Annotated in this window: 20 protein-coding genes; 9 read left to right on the top strand and 11 right to left on the bottom strand. The window is 67.8% G+C overall.

Going from position 1 to position 21,153, the window contains the following annotated elements; translation table 11 throughout:
* Positions 1 to 52: 52 nt before the first annotated feature.
* The 4 genes from NCO8_RS26690 to NCO8_RS26675 form a co-directional block, all read right to left on the bottom strand.
* Complete coding sequence (locus NCO8_RS26690; protein WP_245655514.1) at positions 53 to 544, bottom strand: pentapeptide repeat-containing protein; 492 nt, start codon at positions 542 to 544, stop codon at positions 53 to 55.
* A gap of 317 nt (positions 545 to 861) precedes the next feature.
* On the bottom strand, positions 862 to 2,910 hold the full coding sequence (locus NCO8_RS26685; RefSeq protein WP_067643460.1) for a PhoX family protein: 2,049 nt from the start codon (positions 2,908 to 2,910) through the stop codon (positions 862 to 864).
* A gap of 123 nt (positions 2,911 to 3,033) precedes the next feature.
* Positions 3,034 to 3,834 (bottom strand): hypothetical protein, encoded by an 801-nt coding sequence (locus tag NCO8_RS26680; RefSeq protein ID WP_067643457.1) that lies wholly within the window; start codon positions 3,832 to 3,834, stop codon positions 3,034 to 3,036.
* Between the two features lie 47 nt (positions 3,835 to 3,881).
* On the bottom strand, positions 3,882 to 4,394 hold the full coding sequence (locus NCO8_RS26675) for a lipoprotein LpqH (protein WP_067643454.1): 513 nt from the start codon (positions 4,392 to 4,394) through the stop codon (positions 3,882 to 3,884).
* 129 nt (positions 4,395 to 4,523) lie between these two features.
* On the opposite strand from NCO8_RS26675, the gene NCO8_RS32630 reads away from it, so the two are divergent.
* The 4 genes from NCO8_RS32630 to NCO8_RS26655 are packed head-to-tail and all read left to right on the top strand — an operon-like array spanning position 4,524 to position 9,912.
* The gene (locus tag NCO8_RS32630) at positions 4,524 to 6,041 is read left to right on the top strand and encodes a hypothetical protein (RefSeq protein ID WP_245655513.1); all 1,518 of its coding nucleotides are present in this window, start codon (positions 4,524 to 4,526) and stop codon (positions 6,039 to 6,041) included.
* Complete coding sequence (locus tag NCO8_RS26665) at positions 6,041 to 7,108, top strand: hypothetical protein (protein ID WP_067643447.1); 1,068 nt, start codon at positions 6,041 to 6,043, stop codon at positions 7,106 to 7,108. Before NCO8_RS32630 ends, NCO8_RS26665 begins: the two co-directional genes overlap by 1 nt.
* 48 nt (positions 7,109 to 7,156) lie before the next feature.
* Positions 7,157 to 8,668, top strand: coding sequence for a tetratricopeptide repeat protein (locus NCO8_RS26660; protein ID WP_067643444.1), 1,512 nt, complete (start codon positions 7,157 to 7,159; stop codon positions 8,666 to 8,668).
* 26 nt (positions 8,669 to 8,694) lie between these two features.
* On the top strand, positions 8,695 to 9,912 hold the full coding sequence (locus NCO8_RS26655) for a CHAT domain-containing protein (RefSeq protein ID WP_067643849.1): 1,218 nt from the start codon (positions 8,695 to 8,697) through the stop codon (positions 9,910 to 9,912).
* Between the two features lie 176 nt (positions 9,913 to 10,088).
* Here NCO8_RS26655 and NCO8_RS26650 read toward each other — a convergent pair whose 3' ends face one another.
* The 4 genes from NCO8_RS26650 to NCO8_RS26635 form a co-directional block, all read right to left on the bottom strand.
* Positions 10,089 to 10,385 carry a hypothetical protein gene (locus tag NCO8_RS26650; RefSeq protein WP_067497651.1) on the bottom strand — a complete coding sequence of 99 codons (297 nt, stop codon included), beginning with the start codon at positions 10,383 to 10,385 and terminating at the stop codon, positions 10,089 to 10,091.
* An 85-nt stretch (positions 10,386 to 10,470) separates the two neighbouring features.
* Positions 10,471 to 11,196 carry an amino acid ABC transporter ATP-binding protein gene (locus NCO8_RS26645; protein WP_067643441.1) on the bottom strand — a complete coding sequence of 242 codons (726 nt, stop codon included), beginning with the start codon at positions 11,194 to 11,196 and terminating at the stop codon, positions 10,471 to 10,473.
* 31 nt (positions 11,197 to 11,227) lie between these two features.
* On the bottom strand, positions 11,228 to 13,024 hold the full coding sequence (locus tag NCO8_RS26640) for an ABC transporter substrate-binding protein/permease (RefSeq protein WP_067643438.1): 1,797 nt from the start codon (positions 13,022 to 13,024) through the stop codon (positions 11,228 to 11,230).
* Between the two features lie 79 nt (positions 13,025 to 13,103).
* Complete coding sequence (locus NCO8_RS26635; protein WP_067643435.1) at positions 13,104 to 13,898, bottom strand: LLM class F420-dependent oxidoreductase; 795 nt, start codon at positions 13,896 to 13,898, stop codon at positions 13,104 to 13,106.
* A 141-nt stretch (positions 13,899 to 14,039) separates the two neighbouring features.
* Here NCO8_RS26635 and NCO8_RS26630 point away from each other — a divergent pair, with 141 nt between their 5' ends.
* Entirely contained in the window at positions 14,040 to 15,122 is a 1,083-nt protein-coding gene (locus NCO8_RS26630) for an ABC transporter ATP-binding protein (protein ID WP_067643432.1), read from the top strand.
* Between the two features lie 60 nt (positions 15,123 to 15,182).
* On the opposite strand, the gene NCO8_RS26625 is transcribed toward NCO8_RS26630, so the two are convergent.
* Positions 15,183 to 15,719 (bottom strand): winged helix-turn-helix transcriptional regulator, encoded by a 537-nt coding sequence (locus tag NCO8_RS26625; RefSeq protein WP_167353340.1) that lies wholly within the window; start codon positions 15,717 to 15,719, stop codon positions 15,183 to 15,185.
* Between the two features lie 80 nt (positions 15,720 to 15,799).
* Between NCO8_RS26625 and NCO8_RS26620 the strand changes: the two genes are divergently transcribed.
* From NCO8_RS26620 to NCO8_RS26605, 4 genes are all read left to right on the top strand, one after another.
* On the top strand, positions 15,800 to 16,969 hold the full coding sequence (locus NCO8_RS26620; protein ID WP_067643426.1) for a thiolase family protein: 1,170 nt from the start codon (positions 15,800 to 15,802) through the stop codon (positions 16,967 to 16,969).
* A gap of 198 nt (positions 16,970 to 17,167) precedes the next feature.
* Positions 17,168 to 18,154, top strand: a complete 987-nt coding sequence (locus tag NCO8_RS26615) for an o-succinylbenzoate synthase (protein ID WP_067643423.1) — start codon at positions 17,168 to 17,170, stop codon at positions 18,152 to 18,154.
* Between the two features lie 87 nt (positions 18,155 to 18,241).
* Positions 18,242 to 18,673 carry a MarR family winged helix-turn-helix transcriptional regulator gene (locus NCO8_RS26610; RefSeq protein ID WP_067497623.1) on the top strand — a complete coding sequence of 144 codons (432 nt, stop codon included), beginning with the start codon at positions 18,242 to 18,244 and terminating at the stop codon, positions 18,671 to 18,673.
* An 8-nt stretch (positions 18,674 to 18,681) separates the two neighbouring features.
* Positions 18,682 to 19,104: an organic hydroperoxide resistance protein gene (locus NCO8_RS26605; RefSeq protein ID WP_067643420.1), complete on the top strand. Its 423-nt coding sequence runs from the start codon at positions 18,682 to 18,684 to the stop codon at positions 19,102 to 19,104.
* A 387-nt stretch (positions 19,105 to 19,491) separates the two neighbouring features.
* On the opposite strand, the gene NCO8_RS26600 is transcribed toward NCO8_RS26605, so the two are convergent.
* A complete protein-coding gene (locus NCO8_RS26600) occupies positions 19,492 to 20,034 on the bottom strand; it encodes a TIGR04338 family metallohydrolase (RefSeq protein WP_067643417.1) in 543 nt (180 codons plus the stop codon).
* Positions 20,031 to 20,828, bottom strand: coding sequence for a DUF2786 domain-containing protein (locus tag NCO8_RS26595; RefSeq protein WP_067643414.1), 798 nt, complete (start codon positions 20,826 to 20,828; stop codon positions 20,031 to 20,033). Before NCO8_RS26595 ends, NCO8_RS26600 begins: the two co-directional genes overlap by 4 nt.
* Between the last annotated feature and the right edge of the window lie 325 nt (positions 20,829 to 21,153).

Below are 21,153 nucleotides of genomic sequence, written 5' to 3'. Positions count from 1 at the left end.
GCGCCGCAGGCGACCGTACAGGTCGAAGGCCCATTGTCGGCGACAGGCTGGGCTAACTTCCGAGCTCCACCGTGATGCCCAGTTCACGGGCCAGTGTGGCGGCCAGTGTTTCGAGGTCACCGCCCTGGATCGTCGCCCCGCGCAATGCCGTGACCCCGTAGATGCCGGTGAGATCGCAGTCTTCGAAACGAAGGTTCTGCTGGATGCGGGCTCCGGTGAACCGGGCACCCGCGAGATTGCAGCGTTCGAAGCGCACATTGCGGAAGTCGGTGCGCTGGAAATCGGCCTGGCGCAGATCGCAGTCCCGGAAAACAACCTTGCTCAAACGGGATTCGGCGAACGACGCCATGTCGGCTCGCGTCGACTCCACGAGCACGTCACGCAAAACCCCTGCGGTCCAGGACAACCCGGTGATCCGGCCGTTGCCGACCACACTTTCGAACATCGAGGAATCGTCGGCCTGCACATTCGCCAGATCGCACACCTGCAATTCCGATTCCGCAATAGTGGTCTGCCGCAACAAAGTCGGAAACCGCACACTCACGAACCGGCACCCCTCGGCACCGAACCCGTACACTTGCGCATCGGCGAAATCGATGTCCCGATACTCGACCCCGGACACCTCGCGTTCCCCGACCGGATCATCATCGGGCGAAACCGCAGGTCGCAATTCCCCGAGCACCGCCACCCCTGGCTCGAACCGCACCCGCCTACCCACCTTCACACCACTCCCATCGCCGCCGTGCGCCCCAACATACGTCCACCCACCGACGAATCCTGATCCGGCGCCGATGACATGACAAAGCCGCTACCCGCCCAGTCGGGTAGCGGCTTCGTCAGCAGATCGGGTGTCGGCGGAGGTCAGACGCCGATGCGACCGCCGTTCTTCTTCCAGACCACCGCGACCGACGGGCGGGGTTGGGTGGTGCCGCAGTCGGGCCAGTTCGACAGGGGCTTGTCGACGGTGGCGTCGTCGGACTCGCCGGGGTGCTGGACGGAGACGATGACCTGCTTCTCGGTGATGATCGGGCCGCAGGTCTCGCCGCCGCGGGGGACGGTGAGGAACTGTTTGGTCTCACCGCGGTTGGGGCCGTCGAGGACCACGGCGAACAGGCCGTCGTTGGACTTCAGGGCGTTGCCGTCGGTGGAGATCCACAGGTTGCCGTAGGGGTCGAAGGCCAGGTTGTCGGGGCAGGAGATGGGGCTGACCTTGGACTTGTCGAAGCCGCTGAAGTAGGTGTCGGCGGCGGCGGGGTCACCGCAGACCAGCAGCAGGGTCCAGGTGAACTCGGTGCCGGTGTGGTTGTCGGTGAGCTCGAGGACCTGGCCGTTCTTGTTCAGCTTGCGCGGGTTGGCCTCGTCGGGGCCCGGCTTGCCTTCCTCGCCGCGCTTGGTGTTGTTGGTCAGCGCCACGTACACCTTGCCGGTCTTCGGGTTGGTCTCGAAGTCCTCGGGGCGGTCCATCTTGGTCGCGCCGACCTTGTCGCCGGCCAGGCGGGTGAACACGGCGACCTCTTCGGCCGACATGCCGTCGACGAACGACTTGCCCTTGCCGTCGGCGCCGGTCTCGAGCAGGCGGATCCACTCGCCCTTACCGGTGAAACCGCCGTTGGGGACCTTGCCGGAACCGTCGATCTCGGCGGCGTGGTCGCCGGTGAGCTTGGCGACGTAGAGGGTGCCCTCGTCGAGGATGGTCATGTTGTGGCGCATGCTCGACGCGCCGACGCCCGGCTGCACCTTCTTGGCGGAGACGAACTTGTACATGTAGTCGAAGCGCTCGTCGTCACCGCTGTAGGCGACGACGCTGCCGTCGGCGGTGACGTGGATGGTGGCGGCCTCGTGCTTGAAGCGGCCGAGCGCGGTGTGCTTCACCGGCGCCGAGGACGCATCCCACGGGTTCACCTCGACGACGTAACCGAAGCGGTTGACCTCGTTGAGTTCCTGGGTGAGGTCGAAGCGCGGGTCGAAGTTCTCCCAGCGACGCTCCGACGCGCCGCCCTCGATGCCGTAGCGCTTCAGCTTCTTGGCAACGTCGGCGTCGGTCACCTTCTCGGCGTTGCCGAAGTACTGGTTGAAGTTCTCTTCACCGGAAAGCACCGTGCCCCAAGGGGTTACACCACCGGAACAGTTGTTCAACGTGCCGAGCACCTTGGTACCGGTCGGGTCGGCCTTGGTCTTCAGCAGCGCGCTACCGGCGGCCGGACCACGCACCTCGAACTCGGTGGTCGCGGTGATGCGGCGGTTGTACTTGCCGAACACCGGCTTCAGCTGACCCGATCCGGCCTGCCCGTGCACCTCGACAACGCTCAGGCCGTGCGAGGCGAGGGCGATCTCGAACTGCTCGCGGGTCGGCGCGTCCTTGTTGTAGCCGCGGAACATCATCGGCTCGGTGCTGTACTCGTGGCTCACGACCAGCACGTACTTGTCGGCCTCACCCTCGATGGGCAGCAGACCGGCGAAGTCGCAGTTGTAGCCGAACTGCTGAGCGGCGGCGGCCGGGGTCTGCTTCTCGAAGTCGAAGGCGGGCGCGCCCTCGATCACCGCGTCACCCCAGCGGATCAGCACCGACTGCTCGTAGCCCTCGGGGACGACGACGGCGTCTTCCTTGTTCGGCGCGACGGGCGTGAAGCCGGTGCCGGTGCCGGGCGAACCAGTCGAACCGGTGTCGGAGCTGTCGTCGCCACAGGCGGCGAGCATGCTCGCGGCGCCGACGGCGAGCACCGCCGCGGCACCGCCCTTGATGAGTCCGCGACGGTTCAGGCGGGCGACGATGTCACCGAAGTACTCGCCGTCGGAGGTGTTGGGGACCTCGTGGAAGCAGGCGTTGCCACACTTGTATTCGCAGGTGATGGCCGAGCGTGACGACTGACCGTCGTGGGTGACGAAAAGGGCGAGCGGTTTCAGACTCACGATTACTCCTGATTAGTGCGGTTTCCGGCACGGTAGGCAGCGCAGGCGAGGCGTCGGGAACGTGAAGGTGAACGCACGACCAAAACTCGGCGCGTGGGCAGCACGCGCCGAGTGGGTGGTGGGTCAGGCGTTGATGGGCAGTGAGATCACCACCTCCTGTTCGTCGCCGGGCAGGTAGTGGACGCCGATGATGCGTCCCACCTGCACCGATCCGATCGCGGTCGGTGGCAGGTACTTCTCGGCGCCGGTCTGGAAGGTGCTGCCGTCGGGGCGGGTGACGACCAGCCCGAGCACCACCTCGGTGTAGCCGCCGCGGATGCGACCGGGCACATCGAGGCTGCGGACCACCGCCTGGGCGGCGATGCCGCGTTCGGCGATGTCGAGCTTGTCGCGGGTGGTGATGCCCTTGCGGATGAGCGATTCGTTCATGGCGCGCTGGGCGGCGCCTGCGTCGCCGGAGCGGTCGACCTCCACCTTGTCGGTGCGGCCGGGCAGGTATCGCACCGGCAGGACCACGCCGGGGCGCAGCAGGGCCAGTTCGGTGAGCGGCACGATCATCTTCGCGTGGGAGTCGAAGGTCTTGCCGTCGGCGCCTTCGACGCGGAATTCGATCCGCACCTGCGGCTGGTCGTTGACCGACACCCCGGTCTGGCGGAACGAGGTGATGGTGCCGATACCGATCTCACCGCTGCGGAACTCCGAGCTGTTGTGACCGGTGAAGGCCTCGAAGATGCCGTCGCCGGTGAAGGCGAAGACCATCGGCACGATCGTCAGCGCGATGATGGGCAACGCCATCTGCGGGCCGACCCAGCCGAGCATGGTGCCGGTGAATTCGTCGGGCGTGTAGGTGAGGCCGTAGTAGAGGTAGTAGCCGATGGCCAGGATTCCGAAGGCGACCGCGGCCGCACGCAGCTTGGATTTCATGATTCTCCTCGGGATGGATGCGACCGGATCGCGATCAGGGGGTCAGGTCAGCCGACGATGGTGGAGCAGGCGAAGGTGATGTCGAACTTCACCGTCGACGGGCCGGCCAGCGGGTTGGTCATGTCGGGGGCGCCGACGCCCTCGCCGGTGACGCGGAAGGTGTTGCCGTCCTTGGCGAGGGTGGCCGAGCCGCCGGGCTGGCCGTTGCCGTAGCCCACGGCGTACGGCATGCCGCTCGATCCGCCCTGGCTGCCCGCGATGGCGACGGCCTGCACCGTTTCGCCTGCCAGCGTCGCGCTCACCGAGAGGCTGCCGTAGGTGGCGTTGGCCGTGTCGGTGAGGGCCAGTGCCAGGGTTCCGGCCTGCTTGGCGCAGGTGGTGTCGAACTTCGCGGTCAGTTCCTTGCCGTCGACGCTGGCGGTGGACTTGCCCGCGGCCGGCACGGGGGCGGCGGTGCTCGACGGGGTGCTGGTGGAGCTGCCGGTGTCGCTGCAGCCGGTGACGAACAGGGCGGTCGCGGCGGAGGCGGCGGCGAGGGTGGCGATCAGCTTGGTGTTCATGGTGTTTCCGTTCTCTCTCGGTGTGAGCGGGTCGGTGAACCCGTTGAGAGAAAGGTAGAAATCGTGCGCCGCCTACCGATCCCAAGTTTTCCCTCGGACAGTCGGCTGACCTGCGGTTACCCTGGTCGAATGCGAAGACCCCGCGCCATGGTGCTCGACGAGGTGTGGCGCGGGCTCGACGGTGTCGACGCCTTGAGCGGACCACAGGGTGCGCCGTTGCGGCGCACCGTGAAGCTGATCCTCGATCCGCTGGTGATCCGGCCGGTGCAGCATCCGCTGTGCGCGGGCAGCGTTCTCGACGCCGACGGCGTCACCTTGCTGACCTCCCTGGTACTCGCGCGTTCCGATGCGCTGCGGGCGTGCGCGAGCTGGTTCACCGTCCTCAAACAGGCGCGGCGCGCCTTACGGATCACCGAGGGCAACGCGCAGGATCTGTACTTCCAGCGATGCTTCGAGCTGGCGACTCTGCACGGCGAACCGGGAGCGGATGCCCGCGAGCGTGCCGCCGCGGTGCTGCGCGAGGTACACGAGGGAACGGGCGGGCGCACCACGACGGCGCTGAAAAACCTGGTGACCGAACCGAACCGGCTTGCCGAGCTGACAACGCTCATCGATTCCGCTTGGCGCACACGGCCATTGGCGAACTCCGGTGCGCGCGACCTCGCCTCCGAGCTGACTGAACTACTCGACGCGAGCACTTTGGCCCGCGAGGGCGACCCCGCCGACGCCGGGCCGCTGCTCGACGAGTTGATCGAGGACAAGGTGGGCACCCACCGGGGCATCGCACTGTGGCGCGCGCATCCAAGGTACGGAGCCGACGACCTGGGCCTGACCGTGCACGAGTGCCCGCCACGCCCCGCCGTCGGCGCCGCCGCCTCGACCGCCACCCTCGCGCTCCCGTTCGACCGGAGCATCTACGAACGTGTCTTCACCGTTCTGCAGGGCAGCATCGACCGGACCGATCTGCCCGACCTGCCGACGTTGGTGAGCACCGAGGTGAACCGGAGTTGTTCGCCGTGGGGGTTGCTCGACGAGTCTCTTCGCGTGACTGCGGCGGCTGGTTGCGAACTGGCCCTGGGGCTTTCACCGTTGGATGCGGTACCTCCGGCGCGGGACCTGGTCGCGACGGAGTTGTCCGGCGCTCGTGGAGACCGCAGCGAACGATCTGCGGAATCGGAGCAGGATGGGCCGGAAGCGGGACTACATACCGGCACTACACCTTCGGCGAAGAGCGGCGTGGGGGTGCGGGTTCCTGTCGGCGCTGCGCAGTGCGACTCGAGAGGACAGCGGGCGGACGCCGGTGAGCCCGGCCTCGGGTCGCGGGCGCACGCGGTGGTGAACGCGCGATGGCGGCGGGAAGCGTACGTCCTGCAAGCGCGGCGCTACTCGGTGCACCTCGGTGAGGCGGTGAGCGGACCGCTGGCGGTGGTCGCCGCTGAGCTGCGGACACCGTGGCGGCCCTACCTGCGCAGACTGTGGGTTCGGTTGCACGGACGTGACGTTCGGGAGCTGGCGGTGTTCGATCCGGTCGAGCTGTGGGATCTGCTCGACGGGGTCGCGCGGTCGGTGATGCTCGACCATCGGACGCGAGTGAAGCAGGCGCTCACCGTGGCCATGGACGACGTCGAGGAAGCGAGGGCCAGTTGATGATTCGGCTCAGCTCCGATGGTCTGCTGACCATCGCTCCTGATGAAACTCCGCTGGTCACCGACACCCTGGCTCCCTTGGACGCGATGGTCCTCGAAGTCGTTGGTGGGCACCTCAGCTGGAGCGTGCTCGATGATCGGCAGCTGCCTGCTGCTGTGATCGACGATCGCGAAGCCGCGCAGGAGTGGCTGTGGGCGGTCTATGGGGAGAATGTCGCGCTCGCAGTGGCAGACGGGGTGGACGGCGAAATCGCCGCTGAATCGGTTCGGCCTGAGCTGGCTGCCGCCTTGCGGCGACTTGCGTACGCACACTGGGCTTCTCGATGGTGGCCTGCGTCAACTGTCGACGGTATTCCAGCTCTCGATCATCTCTCACTGGACGAGGAAATCGGGCAGCTCAGTGAGATGTGCGAAATGGCGCTCGCAGATTCGGAGTTGCCCGAGTTCACTCCAGGTGATGCCGAGGGGTTGATCTCTGAGCTGAGTTCTCGTCGAACCGCAGGCCTCGAGTCGAGCTCCCTCCGAGGTCGCCCTGTTGTCGAATCCTCCGCTCGCGCCGATGATTACGCGTTGGCAGCAGGCGGGAAACAGCCCGGCGACGGGTTGATCGTCGCACATGGGAGCGGTGACTGGGACTGGCGGCGATGCCCACCCGGGATTCTCGACGCGGGCGCCGATGCGCTGTCCTGGACGGTCTCCCGGTCCTCGGGAATGTCGACGGCACGGGTCACCGTCGTTGCTGCGCCGGACTGCCCACTCCACGTGCCCGAGCACCTTCGCCCCCATGTCCGCCTCGATGTGGACAACGGAACCGAGGCCGCCGCCACCGCCGAGCTGCAGCTGCGGACGGACAGCTGGTCGGCGGAGATACAGCTGGCCGAGAGCGTCGAAACCTTCACCACTCTCTCGGTTTTCGTCCCCGGTGTCGGCCCTGCCATCACATATCCCGACGAGTCGGCCATGCGTGCGCGCATCCGCGACTTCGCCCGCAGCCGACTCACCGGACAGGCGGGTGACCAGCTGTTGGCCGCCGAATCCGCAGCCGCCGAATCCGATGACGACTTCTGATGCGCGCACGGATCACCGAGCGCGCCCGGACGACAAGGAGCCGATGCGATGGCAGCGACCGGTAGAACATCGGACGGCGACGACGACCAGCTCGCCGCGGGCTACGCGGCCTACCAGCGTGGTGACGTGCTCGGAGCACTGGAGATCTTCGAGCGCGCCGCGCAGGACGCGCCGCCCCGACTGCGCAGCGCGGCGCTGATCAATGCGGCGAGCATGGCCGACGAGCTGGGTGAACATCGGCGGTCGGTGGGCCTGATGCGGACCGCGCTTGCCGTGCTGCCCGCCGACGCGGCTCGTCAACGACCGGCCGCGCTGGTCAATCTTTCGCAGGCCTACCAGCATCTGGGTGAGCTCGATTCCGCCCAGGAAACGCTGGAAGAGGCCCGGTCGCTGCTCGCCGACGGCACCGACCAAGGCCTGTTGCCGGTGGCCTGCCTGCTCTCGCTGACGGCGGTCGCACTGCACCGCCAGCAGTGGGCGCGGGCCCATGAGCTCGCCGCCGAGTCGCTCGACGTGACCCGCCGGTTGGCGCCCGAGCTGATCGGTCATCCGTTGATGAATCTGGCGGCCGCGTCGTTCGAGATCGGCCGACGTGAACTGGCCGTCGATTTCGCGAGGCAGGCGCTGGCCGCATTCGAGGCGGCGGGCGATGCCGCGGCCGTGGCCGAAACCCAGCAGAACCTGGCCATCATGTTCGTGCGGTCGGGCCGCTACGACGATGCCGAGGAACCGTTGGGGGCCAGCCAGGGATTCTTCGAGGGAGCCGAGCTGGAGCATCGCGCGGGTATCGGCGCGAAAACCTACGGCTACCTGGCCGAAAGCAGGGGCGACTTCGACACCGCGCGGACCCGATATCGGCATGCGCTCGACCGTTTCGACAAGGCCGGTGCGGTCCTCGACGCGGCGGATGTGCGGTTGCGGCTGGCAACGGTCGCCGCCGCCGAGGACGACCTCGCCCTCGCGGAGGAACTGCTCGCGATGTCGTTCGAGGTCTACGCCGAACACGGTCTCGGAATGCACTGCGCCCAGCTCGACTACTGGCACGCCGAATTGCTGCACCGGACGATCGCGGCCGACGCTCATCCCGATCCGGCCACATTGTCGCGCGCGCTCACCCTCGCGGTCCCCGCCGCGCTGGCTATCGATGCGGTTCGCCACACTCTGCCCAACGGGAACCAGCGCGAACACTGGCACCGCACGGTCGCCGAACCCGCCATGCGCCTGGCCTTTCAGTGCGCGGCCCGCACCGGCGACGGGCAGTTGGTCGCGGACCTTATCGACAGCCGTTGTGCGGGAACAGCCCTCGATGTCGAGTCGGTGATCGAACCACGCTCGGCCACCCTCGAATTCGAGCTGCTCGACCCACCGGCCTCCGACGACTCGGCCCCCGCTCTACACCTGGGTACGGCCCTCGCCGACGTAGCCGCCGCAGCGGGAATCCGCATCGCCCCACCACCACGCCTCTCTGATCGCGGTCGAATCCTGCTGTCGGACTACATTTCCCACGCCGAGCAGCGGTATGGGCGCCTGATCCGCGACCACCGGGTGATCGCGCTGTGACGGAACAACCGACCGCGCTGATCCGGATGGCCGACGCGGGCGACGTGTATGTGTCCTGGCGGTGGGTCGACGACACCTCGGCGCGCGGGGTGGCCATGCTGCCTCGTGATGATGTGCGTGCGGTGTTGCGACAGCTGGCCGCCGCTGTGCCTGATCCCAGCCGCCCGGACGAGTTGAGCCGGGTGATGACCGAGGGCGCACTGGTCGATCCCGAGGCGGAAAACGCACTGGCGCAGGCATTGTCGCGGGCACTGCTCCCATACGGGCTGGCAGTGCAACTGTACGAACTGTCGCAGCGGGGCATCCGGCCGCATCTGCGGATTCAGCCGTCGCCTCGGCTCGCCCAGGTTCCGTGGGAGATCATCGCGCCCGATCCGGCGATCCGGCTGCTCGATATCGCCGATGTGAGCCTGCTGGCGCCGGTGTCGGCGGTTAGGGCGCCAGATCGAATGGTGCGGCGCTGGAGCGAGACTCGGGACCTGCCGGTGGTGGCGGTGCTGGATCCGCGAGTTCCCGGTTTCCGCGCGGACTCCGAGCTCGGGTCCGTGCTCGGCCGCCCGAGTGCGGATTCCATTGTGGCGCAACACTTCAGTACCTACGGTGACCGCATCGTGCCCACGGTCGCCGATCCGGTGGAACTGTTCCGGCGCACCGATCTGGACCGCGACTGGCTGTCCGACGCACTCCGCGCGGGCGCGAGCCGCCTGATCTACGTCGGGCATGTCACCGCGCCCGCACCGGAGTCCGGGGAAAGCGAGCACGCGCAACTGCACCTGACGTGCACCACCGACACCCGCGGTTTCGCGGCGCCGACCCGCTCACACCGCCCGCTGTCGGCCAAGGACCTGCTGCTCGGCACCTACACCCTCGACCCCGCACCGGTCCCCGGCCGCGACCTGTGGCCGATGCCGAGCCGGGTAGCGCTCATCGCCTGCGAAAGCGGTGGCGACCTGCGCTTCACCGAGGCCCTCGGCCTGACAACCGCAGCCCTGTCGGCAGGCGCCGAACTCGTCACCGCCACCCGCTGGCCACTCCCCACCGACCACGCCTTCCACACCCTCACAGCGACAACCGGCCACCCACTCCAATCCGCCATCCGAGCCGTCGACACCGCCCACGACTCCCCCACCCCGGTGACGACGATCCTGGACTGGCAACGAACCCAGCTCGCAGCATGGCAAACCACCCCGTCCCCCGAGAACTCCCCGCTCCTGTGGTCAGCCTTCGCCACTGTCACCGATTGACGAGCCTGCACAGGCCGCGACGGGCCTCGACGGCGATGTCCTCGGCTCAGCCGCCCTCGCTTTCAGCGACATCCTCGAAGACCCGCAGTGGCTCCTGCTGCCCTTCGTCCTCGGCTTCTGCCTGGTCACCAGTTCCAGCGACACGACCGCCTGCCAAGGGCCGGGGGCGTGAGCGGTCAGTGGTCGTCGTAGTGCCCGTCGTGGGGTGCGTGGCGGTGGCCGTCGTGGATGTAGTCGACGTGGTCGTTGTGCGGGACGGCGACGTGCCCGCAGCCGGGGCCGTGGACGTGGTCGTGGTTGGAGCAGGCGACGTGGGACGAGGGTTCACACTCGTCGAAGTGGCCCTCGTGCTCGCGGTGTAAGTGCCCGTCGTGGACGTAGTCGACGTGGTCCTGGTGGGGGACGGCGACGTGCCCGCAGGTGGGGCCGTGGACGTGGGTGTGCTGCGGATGTTCGGCGTGCGCGGTGGTCATCTGCTCTCCTCCGGATCGAATCGAGCTTGCAACTCTTCCGACATTAGCAGTTGCGCATGCGTTGCTGCGAGCCCTTCCTAGCTGGTCAGAGGACCTGATCGAGGAAGCGGCGCAGACGCGGCGTTTTGGCGTCGTCGAACAGTTCGGCGGGCGCACCGGTCTCCACGACCTGGCCCTGGTCCATGAACACCACGCTGTCGGAGACGCTGCGCGCGAACCCCATCTCGTGGGTCACCACGATCATCGACATGCCGCCGGCGGCGAGGTCGGCCATGAGCGCGAGCACGCCCTTCACCAGCTCGGGATCGAGCGCGGAGGTGGCCTCGTCGAAGAACATCAGTTCCGGTTTCATGGCGAGGGCGCGAGCGATGGCGACGCGCTGCTGCTGTCCACCCGACAGCGACCCGGGTCGCGCGTCGGCCTTGTCGGCCAGGCCGACGATCTCGAGCTGCTCCACCGCGAGTGCCCGCGCCTGCTCGACCGAGAGTCCGCGCAGTTTGCGCGGCCCGAGGGCGATATTGTCGGCGACCGTTTTGTGCGGGAACAGGTTGAACTGCTGGAACACCATGCCGATGCGCTGACGCAACCGGTCGGGGTTCTCGCGCAGCACCGATTCGCCGTCGAGCAGGATGTCGCCGGAATCGGGTTCGTGCAGGCGGTTGAGCACCCGCAGCAGAGTCGACTTACCGGAACCGGACGGCCCGATGACGGTGGTGGTCCGGCCCGCGTCGACGTGGATGTCGACGCCGCGCAGGATGTGGTTGTTGCCAAGCGTCAGATGCAGGCCGGTACCGGTCAGGGATGCACTCATCGAGCTGTAACTCCTTCGCAAGCGCGGGCGGTCATGCGCCCCGGCCTTCCGTGATGACGGCCTGTTCGAGCGGATCGACCGGGGGAACCGGTTTTCCGGTGCGCATCCGGCGGTCGATGTAGTTCACCAGGTGGGTGAGCGGGATGGTCAGCACCAGGTACATCAGACCCGCCGCGACCAGCGGGGACAGGTTGCCGGTCTGGGCGTTGAGGTCGCGGCCGACCGCGAACAGCTCACGCTGGGAGGCGAGCAACCCGAGGAAGTAGATGAGCGAGGAGTCCTTGATGAGGGCGATGAACTGGTTCATCAGCGCGGGCAGCACCCGGCGCACGCCCTGCGGGATCACGACAAGGGTCATCGCCTGGCGGTACCCGAACCCGATCGCGCGGGCCGCCTCGAGCTGACCCGGCTCCACCGACTGGATACCGGACCGGAAGATCTCACCGATGTACGCCGCCGCCAACAGCGCCAACGCCACCGCGCCGAGCCAGTACGGGTTGCCGCCGGTGACATTGCGAACCACCGGGCCGATTCCGAGCCCGATCAGCAGGATGATGACCACGGCGGGCAGACCGCGGAAGATGTCGGTGTACACGCGTGCGGGCCAGCGCAACCAGCGGGTGCGCGAGATACCCATCACCGCGAGCAGCATGCCCAGCACGGTGCCGAGGACACCCGAAACCACGGCCAGGATCAGCGTATTCGGCAGACCCGTCTTGATGAGGTCGGGGAAGGCCTTGGTGTACAGCGACCAGTCGAAGAAGGTGTCCTTCAACTGCTGGATGGTCGATTTCTGCTGTGCCACTTCGGCTTCGCCGGGCTGCTTGCTCGCGGCGATGGCGGCGAAGTCCGGAAGCTCCGGCGCCGGTGCGGCTTTGGAGCCCGGCTTCCAGCCCGGTGGTAGCTCGCGTGGTACCCAGTCGGCGTACAGGCGCGCGTAGGTGCCGTCGGCGATCACCGCGTCCAAGCCCGCGTTGAGGGCGTCGATGAGCGGCTGGTTGTTCTTGGCCACCGCATAGCCGACGAAGTTGTCGAGGCTGAAGGTGTTCTCCGACACCACGATTCCGTCGCCCGGTTTGATCGCGCCCTCGGCCTGCGCCGACGGGGCGACCCAGGCGTCGACCTGGCCGGATTTGAGATTCGCGTACGCGGTGTTGTAGTCGGGGAACTTCACCGGGTCCAGGCGCAGCTGGTTCACCACGAACTCGTCCTGCACGGTGCCCTGCACCACGGCGATCCGCGAACCGGCGTTCAGGTCACCGAACCCCTTGATCGCCGAACCCTGCGGCACGACCAGCGAGAAATAGCCGAAGTCGTAGCCGTTGGTGAAGCCGACGAGTTCGCGCCTGGCATCGGTGGTGGTGATGTTGGACGAACCGACATCGAAGCGCTTGCCCGCCACCTGGGCGAGCAGCCCGGCGAACTCGGTGCCCGAGAACTCCACCTGCAGACCGAGTTTCGCGCCGATCTCGCGCAGCAGTTCGTTGTCGAAGCCGGTGAAGGTGCCCTGGCCGTTCACGCAGATGCTCGGCGGCGCGTCCGAGAGGGTACCGACGCTGAGCTTGCCCGGACTGAGCAGGCCGAGCTTGCTGGTATCGATCGACTCGAGCGGCACCGTGGTCGGGGTCGTGTAGCGGTCGGTGCCCGCCGTCTCGGAGGAGGCGAGGTTGGTCGGCGCCGCGGCCGCCGCGCTCTGGCCGGGAGGCGAGCACAGGTCACCCGTCGACGTCTCGCCACCGGAGCCACCACATCCGGTCGCGGCCACGCCGACGAGGAGCAACAGCGCGGCAATCCGCGCCCGGGTTCGCACAGCACGCACACCTGCCATGCCGATAGACCCTAATGCCCGCCCGTGTCCCCACTCGCCACCCGCGCCTGGTGTGGTGCATCCGGGCAGGTCAAAGATTTTACGCCAGGCCTTCCAGTAATTCCGGGTTCACTTCGTCGCGCCACTCGATCGCGCGGCGCACCTCGGCGAGGTCGTAGTCGGGTCCGGAGACGCCGATGGTGAACAGGCTCACACCTGCCGCGCGCAACTGTTCGGCCTGTGCCCGGCCCTGCCACTGCACCGACCGTTCGATCCGGCTCTCGTCGGTGCCGACGGCGGCCGCGTGCTCGGCCAGGATCTTGTTCTTGTGCGCCAGCGTGTCCACATCGACGAAGGAATGCCAGATGTCGGCGTACTCGGCGACCAGGCGCAGCGTTTTGCGCTCCCCGCCGCCACCGATGAGGATCGGGATATCACGCACCGGCGGCGGGCTGAGCACGCGCAGGCGGGCGGTGAGCCGGGACATGTTGTCCTTCAACAGGTTCAGCCTGCTACCGGCCGTACCGAATTCGTACCCGTATTCGGTGTAGTCGCGCTGGAACCAGCCCGCACCGATGCCGAGGATCAACCGGCCGCCGCTGATCCGGTCGACCGTGCGCGCCATATCGGCGAGCAGATCGGGATTGCGATAGCCGCCGCCGGTGACCAGCGCACCGAACTCGACCCGCTCGGTCTGCTCGGCCCACGCGCCGAGCATGGTCCAGCATTCGAAATGCGCGCCCGCCGGATCACCGGTGAGCGGATAGAAATGGTCCCAGTTGAAGACGATGTCCACCCCGGCGTCCTCGGCCCGCAACACCGCATCACGAATCAGCCCGTAATCCGGTGCGTGCTGAGGCTGAAGCTGGACTCCGATACGAACTGGACGACTCATCCCGCGCTCCTCGGTACTCGGTGGGCTCCGGGACCGAGGCTACCGCAGCACGTCCGGAGCACCGGGCCGCTACGATCCGAGCCGACCCTGTTCTCGGATCGTCCGGCACGTTCCTGCCGGGATGGGAAGAATGATCTACGCATGGCTACCGTGACTTTCGAAGGCGCCACCCGGCTCTACCCCGGCGCGGGCAAACCCGCTGTCGACGCCCTCGACCTCGAAATCGCCGACGGCGAATTCCTCGTTCTCGTCGGACCCTCCGGCTGTGGCAAGTCGACCTCGCTGCGCATGCTCGCCGGCCTCGAGGAGGTCAACGGCGGGCGCATCCTGATCGGCGACAACGATGTGACCCACGCGGAACCCAAGGATCGCGACATCGCGATGGTGTTCCAGAACTACGCGCTGTACCCGCACATGTCGGTCGCGGAGAACATGGGTTTCGCGCTCAAGCTGGCCAAGGTGTCCAAGGCCGAACGTGACGAAAGGGTGCGCGCGGCAGCGGAATTGCTCGACCTCACCGAGTACCTGGACCGCAAGCCCAAGGCCCTCTCGGGCGGTCAGCGCCAGCGCGTGGCGATGGGGCGCGCGATCGTGCGGCAGCCGCAGGTGTTCCTGATGGACGAGCCGCTGTCGAACCTCGACGCCAAGCTGCGCGTGCAGACCCGCACCCAGATCGCCCAGTTGCAGCGGCGGCTCGGGACGACGACGGTGTACGTCACCCACGACCAGGTCGAGGCCATGACCATGGGCGACCGCGTCGCCGTGCTCAAGGACGGCCTGTTGCAGCAGTGCGCGTCGCCGCGCGACCTGTACCGCGACCCGGCGAATGTGTTCGTCGCCGGGTTCATGGGCTCGCCGGCGATGAATCTGTTCACGCTGCCGGTCACCGACGGCACCGTCACCATCGGCGGCTACCCGGTGCAGGTGCCGCGCGCGGTGGTCGACGCGGGTGCGGGTTCGGTGGTGCTCGGCATCCGCCCCGAGCATCTCGAGGTCGGCGGTCAGGGGATGCAGATGGAAGTGGACGTGGTGGAGGAACTGGGTTCCGACGCCTACGTCTACGGCCGGGCACTGTCCACCGGGGCCGGCGGCACGTCCGGGGAAACCCTTGTGGCGCGGGTGGATTGGCGTAACCCACCGGCCAAGGGCGAGCGGCTTTCGCTCACCACCGATCCGGCGAACCTCTACTTCTTCAGCGCCGAGAACGGTCGGCGGCTGCGCTGATCCGCCGCTCGACGACCTGACATGCCGACCGCATCATCGGTGCGGTCGGCTGTCGTCGTATCAGGCACCGGTGTCGTTCGGCGGTCGGCCTGCCTTCTTGCGGGCACGCAGGTAGTCCGGGTTGACGCGGACCGTGAGCTGTTCGAGTTCGACCGGAGTGCCGGCGGGGGTGGTGAGCCGAGCCCGCACCGGCTCGCCGGTTTCGGTGTCGACGCGCAGCAGTGGCGCCGGGCCCGGCTGGAGGTAGGTGTCGCCCCACTGCCACAGCGCCACGACCACCGGGAGTAGGTCCCTGCCCATCTGGGTGAGGACGTACTCGTGCCGGGTGCGCTTGCCTTCCTCCTGGTAGGGGCGCTTTTCCAGGATTCCCGCCGCGGTGAGTTTGCGGAGTTGGCTCGCGGCCGCCGCGTCGGTGATGCCGACGCGGCGGGCGAAGCCGTCGAAGCGGGTGGTGCCGTAGTAGGCCTCGCGCAGGATGAGGACGGCCGAGCGGGTGCCGATGAGCTCCATGGCTCTGGCGATCGAACAGCCTTCGGTCTCCCACCTGCTCAGATCGGCCAAGGGTCCTTCCATCACCGCTGCCATAGCCGACATCATACGCCTCCCTGACTTGAGCAGATGATAGTTAGCGTCTAGTCTGGCTATTGTCTGATATAGCCAGAGGGAAGAGGACTCCCATGCGAGACGCGGTCATCGTCGAAGCGGTACGCACCCCCATCGGGCGGGGCAAACCCGACGGCGCACTCCACGACGTCCATCCCGTCGACCTGCTCGCGCACAGCCTGCGCGCGGTGATCGAGCGCAGCGGCATCGACCCGGCACTGGTCGACGACGTGATCGGCGGCATCGTCACCCAGGTCGGCGAGCAGGGCGTGAACATGACCCGGCGGGCCGCACTGGCCGCCGGATACCCCGAGTCGGTGCCGGCGACCACCGTCGACCGGCAGTGCGGAAGCAGCCAGCAGGCCATCCATTTCGCCGCGCAGGGCGTGATCGCGGGCGCGTACGACATCGTCGTCGCGGCGGGCGTCGAGTCCATGGGGCGAGTTCCGATGGGTTCCAGTGCGCTCGGGGCCGCCGACCTGTCCGGGGTCGCCTTCGCGCAACGGTATCCGGAGGACCTGGTCCCGCAGGGCATCAGCGCCGAGCTGATCGCCGCCAAGTGGGGGCTGAGCCGCACCCAGCTCGACGAGTTCGCGTTGAGCAGCCACGAAAAGGCCGCGCGTGCAACCAAAGACGGGCTCTTCGCCGCCGAACTCGCCCCGCTGAACGGGCTGTCCGCCGACGAGGGCATTCGCGTCGGCTCCACACTCGAAACGCTGGCGAAGCTCAAGCCCGCCTACTACGACCCGGCCATGGCGGCGCGCTTCCCGCAGATCGGCTGGGAGATCACCGCCGCCTCCGCCAGCCAGGTCAGCGATGGCAGTTCGGCCGTGCTCATCATGTCGGGCGAGCGGGCCGCGCAGCTCGGCCTGCGCCCACTCGCCCGGCTGCACAGCTTCGCCGTCGCGGGCGACGACCCGTTGCTCATGCTCACCGCGGTGATCCCCGCGACCGAGAAAGTGCTGCGCCGGGCGGGCCTCGACCTGGCCGACATCGATCTGATCGAGATCAACGAGGCGTTCTCGCCCGTCGTCCTGGCCTGGGCGCAGGAAACCGGCGCCGACCTGAGCAAGGTGAATGTCAACGGCGGTGCCATCGCCATCGGCCACCCGCTGGGTGCCTCCGGGGCACGGCTGATGACAACGCTGGTCCATGCCCTCCACCAGCGTGGCGCGCGTTACGGCTTGCAGACCATGTGCGAAGCGGGCGGGCTCGCCAACGCGACCATCATCGAAAGATTGTGAGTGCGGTCGGCGGCGGTGTCCACGCGGATGCCGCCGCCGACGGTCGTCCTCGGCTACGGTCGAGACCCGTCACCGGCGCGACGTATCGACCGCGCTCGTTTCTGTGGTCTGGCCTGCGCCCTGACTTCTACGGTCCGGCGGACAAGTAGGCAGCGCAGGTCACCCTGTCCGATTCTGCGCAACGCTTAGGGTGATGGCGTGGACTTCGAGACCTTCGTTTATGCGATTCCGCTGCGTACGCGGTTTCGGGGGATCACCGTGCGCGAGGGGATGTTGATTCGGGGGGAAAACGGGTGGGGGGAGTTCTGCGCGTTTCCCGAGTACGACGATCGGGAGGCGGCGGGGTGGTTGGCTACCGCGGTCGAGCAGGCGACGATCGGGTGGCCCGCGCCAGTGCGGGAGCGGGTACCGGTGAATTGCATCGTGCCTGCCGTAGATCCCGAGCGTGCGGCACGAATCGTCCGTGAATCCGGATGTGCGACAGCGAAGGTGAAGGTCGCCGATCATCCTGATTCGCTAGCCGAGGACCTGGCGCGGGTGGCGGCGGTGCGGGCGGCGCTCGGGGATTCCGGCGCCGTCCGGATCGATGCCAATGCGGTGTGGGATGTCGAGACGGCGGTGCGGCGAATTCGGGAAATAGATTCGGCGGCGGGCGGATTGGAGTACGTCGAGCAGCCGTGCCGGAGTATCGAGGAACTCGCGGAGGTGCGGGCGCGGGTTTCGGTGCCGATCGCGGCCGACGAGTCGATTCGGCGGGCGGAGGATCCGCTGCGCGTCGCGGTGGCGGGGGCGGCGGATGTGGCGGTGCTCAAATGCACGCCGCTCGGTGGGGTGCGGCGGGCGCTCGCGGTTGCCGAGGCCGCGGGGCTGCCAACGGTGGTGTCGTCAGCACTGGAGACGAGTGTGGGGCTGGCAGCCCAGATCGCTCTGGCCGGAACGCTGCCGGATCTCGAATTCGCCTGTGGTCTGGGCACTCTCGCGCTGTTCGAAGGTGATCTGGTCGCGGACTCGCTGCGCCCGGTCGACGGGTGGTTGACGGTGCCGACCAGTGCGCCGGAGCCCGAGCCGGCGGCGATGGATCGATACCGGCATCCGGATGCCGAGCGGGTGCGGTGGTGGCTGCGACGGTACGAGCGGGTGCGCGCGTTGCTAGAGGACACGCAGACGTCCGGCTCCGTTTCGTAGACGCCGACCACACCGGTACGACCACCGACCGGAGAGCACTCGACTATTCAGTTGTGCACAACTTAATTGTGCGCTACAGTTGCCAACATGACCGACGGACTCACCCTCGACGAGCAGCTGTGCTTCCCGCTCTACGCGGCCTCGCGAGCGATGACGGCGGTCTACCGTCCGAAACTGGAACAACTAGGACTCACCTACCCGCAATACCTGGTGATGCTGGCGCTGTGGGAACGCGACGGCCGCAGCGTCGGCGAACTCGGCAGGGCGCTCGAGCTCGACTCCGGCACCCTGTCACCACTGCTCAAGCGACTGGAAGCAACCGGGTTCGTGCAGCGCAGACGCGCGGCCGACGACGAACGCCGCGTCGACATCGTGCTCACCGAGCACGGTCGGGCCGTCCGCGCCCGAGCTTGCGCCATCCCCACGGAAATGGCTCGAGCAGCGGGCCTGACCGGCGACGAAGCCGCCGCCCTCCGCACTCTGCTCCGCAAACTGACCGATTCCCTCATCGAGAAATGAGACTCCCCATGCAGGTTCTCTACACCGCCGAAGCCCTTGCCACCGGCGAAGGCCGCACCGGCTCCGCCCGCACCACCGACGGCAAGCTCGACGTGGTGCTCGCCCCGCCGAAGGAAATGGGCGGCGACGGCGCGGGCACCAACCCCGAGCAGCTGTTCGCGGCCGGTTACGCCGCGTGCTTCCACTCCGCGCTGCGCCTGGTCGGCAAGAAGGCAGGCGCGAATATCGCCGATTCGGCGGTGGGCGCGCAGGTTTCGATCGGCCCGAACGACAAGGGCGGCTTCCAGCTCGCCGTCACCCTCGAGGTCACCCTCCCCCACCTCACCCGCGAGGAAGCACAGCAGCTGGCCGACCAGGCGCACCAGGTGTGCCCCTACTCCAACGCCACCCGCGGCAATATCGACGTCGCCGTCCAGGTCGCCGACGACTGATCGGCAACACCCCGTCGAATCGAGGTCCCGGTGCTCATGCGCCGGGAGCCTCGAGCCTTATCTACAAGCGGCCGTTGAGAATTCATTAGTCCCCTTCCCGCACGATCAACTCGTAGCCGAGAACAAAGGGGAAACAATGAAGACAGCAATTGCCGCCACGATGATCGCCGCGTTCAGCCTGATGGGGGCCGGTGCGGCCGCCGCGGCGACATTCGAGCAGACGAGTTACGCCGCGGCTCACGGCTCGCAGAGCGGGGGCGGGCGTGGCGGTTCGACGAGCAGTTCTCCCTGCACAGACAGCAAATCCTGCACCTCTCCCGCCCCGGGCGGACAGGGGTCGGGCGGACGCGGTAGCGCCCCGGGCAGCACCGGAAACCGATAGGCGGCTCACCCGAAGCGGACTCCGCAACCGGCGAATGTCGCCCGGATCAGCAGAGCCGCTTCGGGACCGATCACGCCGTCGGCCAATTCCGCATAGCGAGTGCAGAATTCGGGTCCGTGCGACACTTCGTCGGGGGTCGGCGCCAAATGATGGGCGAGTTCGTGCAGAACAACCAGTTCGCGCAGCGCCCACGCGGTGGCGCCGGTATGGAGTGGGACGGCCAGCACGGCAGCGGCACGTTCGTAGTGTGCCGCAGCCGTGCCCGCCCGCGCACGGACCCGCACGGAAATCGCCGCCCGATCCCATTGGGCTCGAACCCAATTCAGTGCGAGCACCTTGTCGACATAACTCTGCACCGATTCCACCGACGCGAATCGCCGCTCGACGGGCAAGGTCACCTGCGAACCGTAGATATCGACAGTGCGATGCCCGAATTCCTCGGCGCGGTCGAAGACACCGCGCACCAACTGCTCGGCGTCGTACACCCGCGCCCGCTGGGTGTCGCGTCGTGGAGCCGGACCGGAGACATCGTCGGGCTCGCGGTTCATCCCGTGAGTTCGCCGCGTGCGGCGGGTAGTTCGGTGGAGGGGCCGAGGCGGGCGTTGCGGCCCGCCCGGTCGCCCGCCTGCCGGGCCGCGGCCGAATGGCCGGTGGAGGTCTGCGGTCCGCGCCAGGTGCCGCGCGCTTCCGAGGTGGCGGTGTAGAAGTCGGTGAGGGCGAGTTCCTTGTCGCGCAGGGCGAGTGCGGTTCCGGTCGACTCGACCGCCGATTCCTCGGCGACCACCTCGGCCTTCACCTCGGCCAGTCGCGCGCCGATCCGCGCCGCGAACGCCATCTGGAAATTCAGTCGCGCCGTCACACCGGCGACCGGGGCCTGCACCTTGCGGCGCACCGTGCGGCCGAACCGCTTCTCGGTGACCACCTTCACCACCGTGGCCTCGCGATACGCACCCGACTTGATGTAATGATCCGAGGCCCGCACCATCTGCACAAGCAGACTCGCGTACAGCGCCTCGCAGGCGTCGATATCGGCGTCGAAACCGTAGGCGTAGACCTGCGAGGAGGTGCGCGCGACATCGCAGCGCACGTCGTTGGCCGTGGCGATGGCGACGAACAGCTGCACGTAGGTACGCAGCCCCTTCCGCCCCGGCTCCCCGATCGGGATGATCCGCTGCACCGGGGTGGACCTGCGCTCGCGCCGCGCCACATGCGAGCGCGCCACCGCCAGATCGATCGACGACTTCGTCGCCAGCCGTTGCGCGGCCGCGAGAAACGCCTCGGCCTCGTGCTCGTTGTCGGTGGCCTCGGCCTTGCGCAGCAAACCACCGATCCGGGAGAGCATCCGGTCCGGCCCCGCCGACGATGCAATGGTCACTCGATCGAGGGTAGGCCACCACACCGACACACTTCAGCACGCATAACCGCACTACCCGCCACCACATCCCGACCTCGAGGAGGGATCGCCGCGCAGCGGCGGTTCGCGGCCGTCCCGACGATCAGGTGCCGTGGCGTAGGCGACGAAGGAGCAAGCCACGGTACCTGATCGTCGGGACCGGCGGGGCCGCGAACACGCGGCGCCCGCGCCGCCACAAATCCTGTATGTTTGCCCCTGCACCGACGCACTGTGCTGCTGCTCACTGTCTCGACCCTGGAGTGTCTGCGATGGC

Source organism: Nocardia coubleae NBRC 108252, from assembly GCF_001612805.1.
In the GTDB taxonomy this organism is placed as follows: domain Bacteria; phylum Actinomycetota; class Actinomycetes; order Mycobacteriales; family Mycobacteriaceae; genus Nocardia; species Nocardia coubleae.
The sequence above is the reverse complement of the archived record's forward strand: the minus strand, read 5'-3'. Positions and strand labels throughout refer to the sequence as shown.

Bases quoted from the DNA above. Each gene is read 5' to 3' on its own strand.
- NCO8_RS26680 (WP_067643457.1), bottom strand. From the start codon at position 3,834: ATGAAATCCAAGCTGCGTGCGGCCGCGGTCGCCTTCGGAATCCTGGCC.
- NCO8_RS26675 (WP_067643454.1), bottom strand. From the start codon at position 4,394: ATGAACACCAAGCTGATCGCCACCCTCGCCGCCGCCTCCGCCGCGACC.
- NCO8_RS32630 (WP_245655513.1), top strand. From the start codon at position 4,524: ATGCGAAGACCCCGCGCCATGGTGCTCGACGAGGTGTGGCGCGGGCTC.
- NCO8_RS26665 (WP_067643447.1), top strand. From the start codon at position 6,041: ATGATTCGGCTCAGCTCCGATGGTCTGCTGACCATCGCTCCTGATGAA.
- NCO8_RS26660 (WP_067643444.1), top strand. From the start codon at position 7,157: ATGGCAGCGACCGGTAGAACATCGGACGGCGACGACGACCAGCTCGCC.
- NCO8_RS26655 (WP_067643849.1), top strand. From the start codon at position 8,695: ATGGCCGACGCGGGCGACGTGTATGTGTCCTGGCGGTGGGTCGACGAC.
- NCO8_RS26650 (WP_067497651.1), bottom strand. From the start codon at position 10,385: ATGACCACCGCGCACGCCGAACATCCGCAGCACACCCACGTCCACGGC.
- NCO8_RS26645 (WP_067643441.1), bottom strand. From the start codon at position 11,196: ATGAGTGCATCCCTGACCGGTACCGGCCTGCATCTGACGCTTGGCAAC.
- NCO8_RS26640 (WP_067643438.1), bottom strand. From the start codon at position 13,024: ATGGCAGGTGTGCGTGCTGTGCGAACCCGGGCGCGGATTGCCGCGCTG.
- NCO8_RS26635 (WP_067643435.1), bottom strand. From the start codon at position 13,898: ATGAGTCGTCCAGTTCGTATCGGAGTCCAGCTTCAGCCTCAGCACGCA.
- NCO8_RS26630 (WP_067643432.1), top strand. From the start codon at position 14,040: ATGGCTACCGTGACTTTCGAAGGCGCCACCCGGCTCTACCCCGGCGCG.
- NCO8_RS26625 (WP_167353340.1), bottom strand. From the start codon at position 15,719: ATGATGTCGGCTATGGCAGCGGTGATGGAAGGACCCTTGGCCGATCTG.
- NCO8_RS26620 (WP_067643426.1), top strand. From the start codon at position 15,800: ATGCGAGACGCGGTCATCGTCGAAGCGGTACGCACCCCCATCGGGCGG.
- NCO8_RS26610 (WP_067497623.1), top strand. From the start codon at position 18,242: ATGACCGACGGACTCACCCTCGACGAGCAGCTGTGCTTCCCGCTCTAC.
- NCO8_RS26605 (WP_067643420.1), top strand. From the start codon at position 18,682: ATGCAGGTTCTCTACACCGCCGAAGCCCTTGCCACCGGCGAAGGCCGC.
- NCO8_RS26600 (WP_067643417.1), bottom strand. From the start codon at position 20,034: ATGAACCGCGAGCCCGACGATGTCTCCGGTCCGGCTCCACGACGCGAC.
- NCO8_RS26595 (WP_067643414.1), bottom strand. From the start codon at position 20,828: ATGCTCTCCCGGATCGGTGGTTTGCTGCGCAAGGCCGAGGCCACCGAC.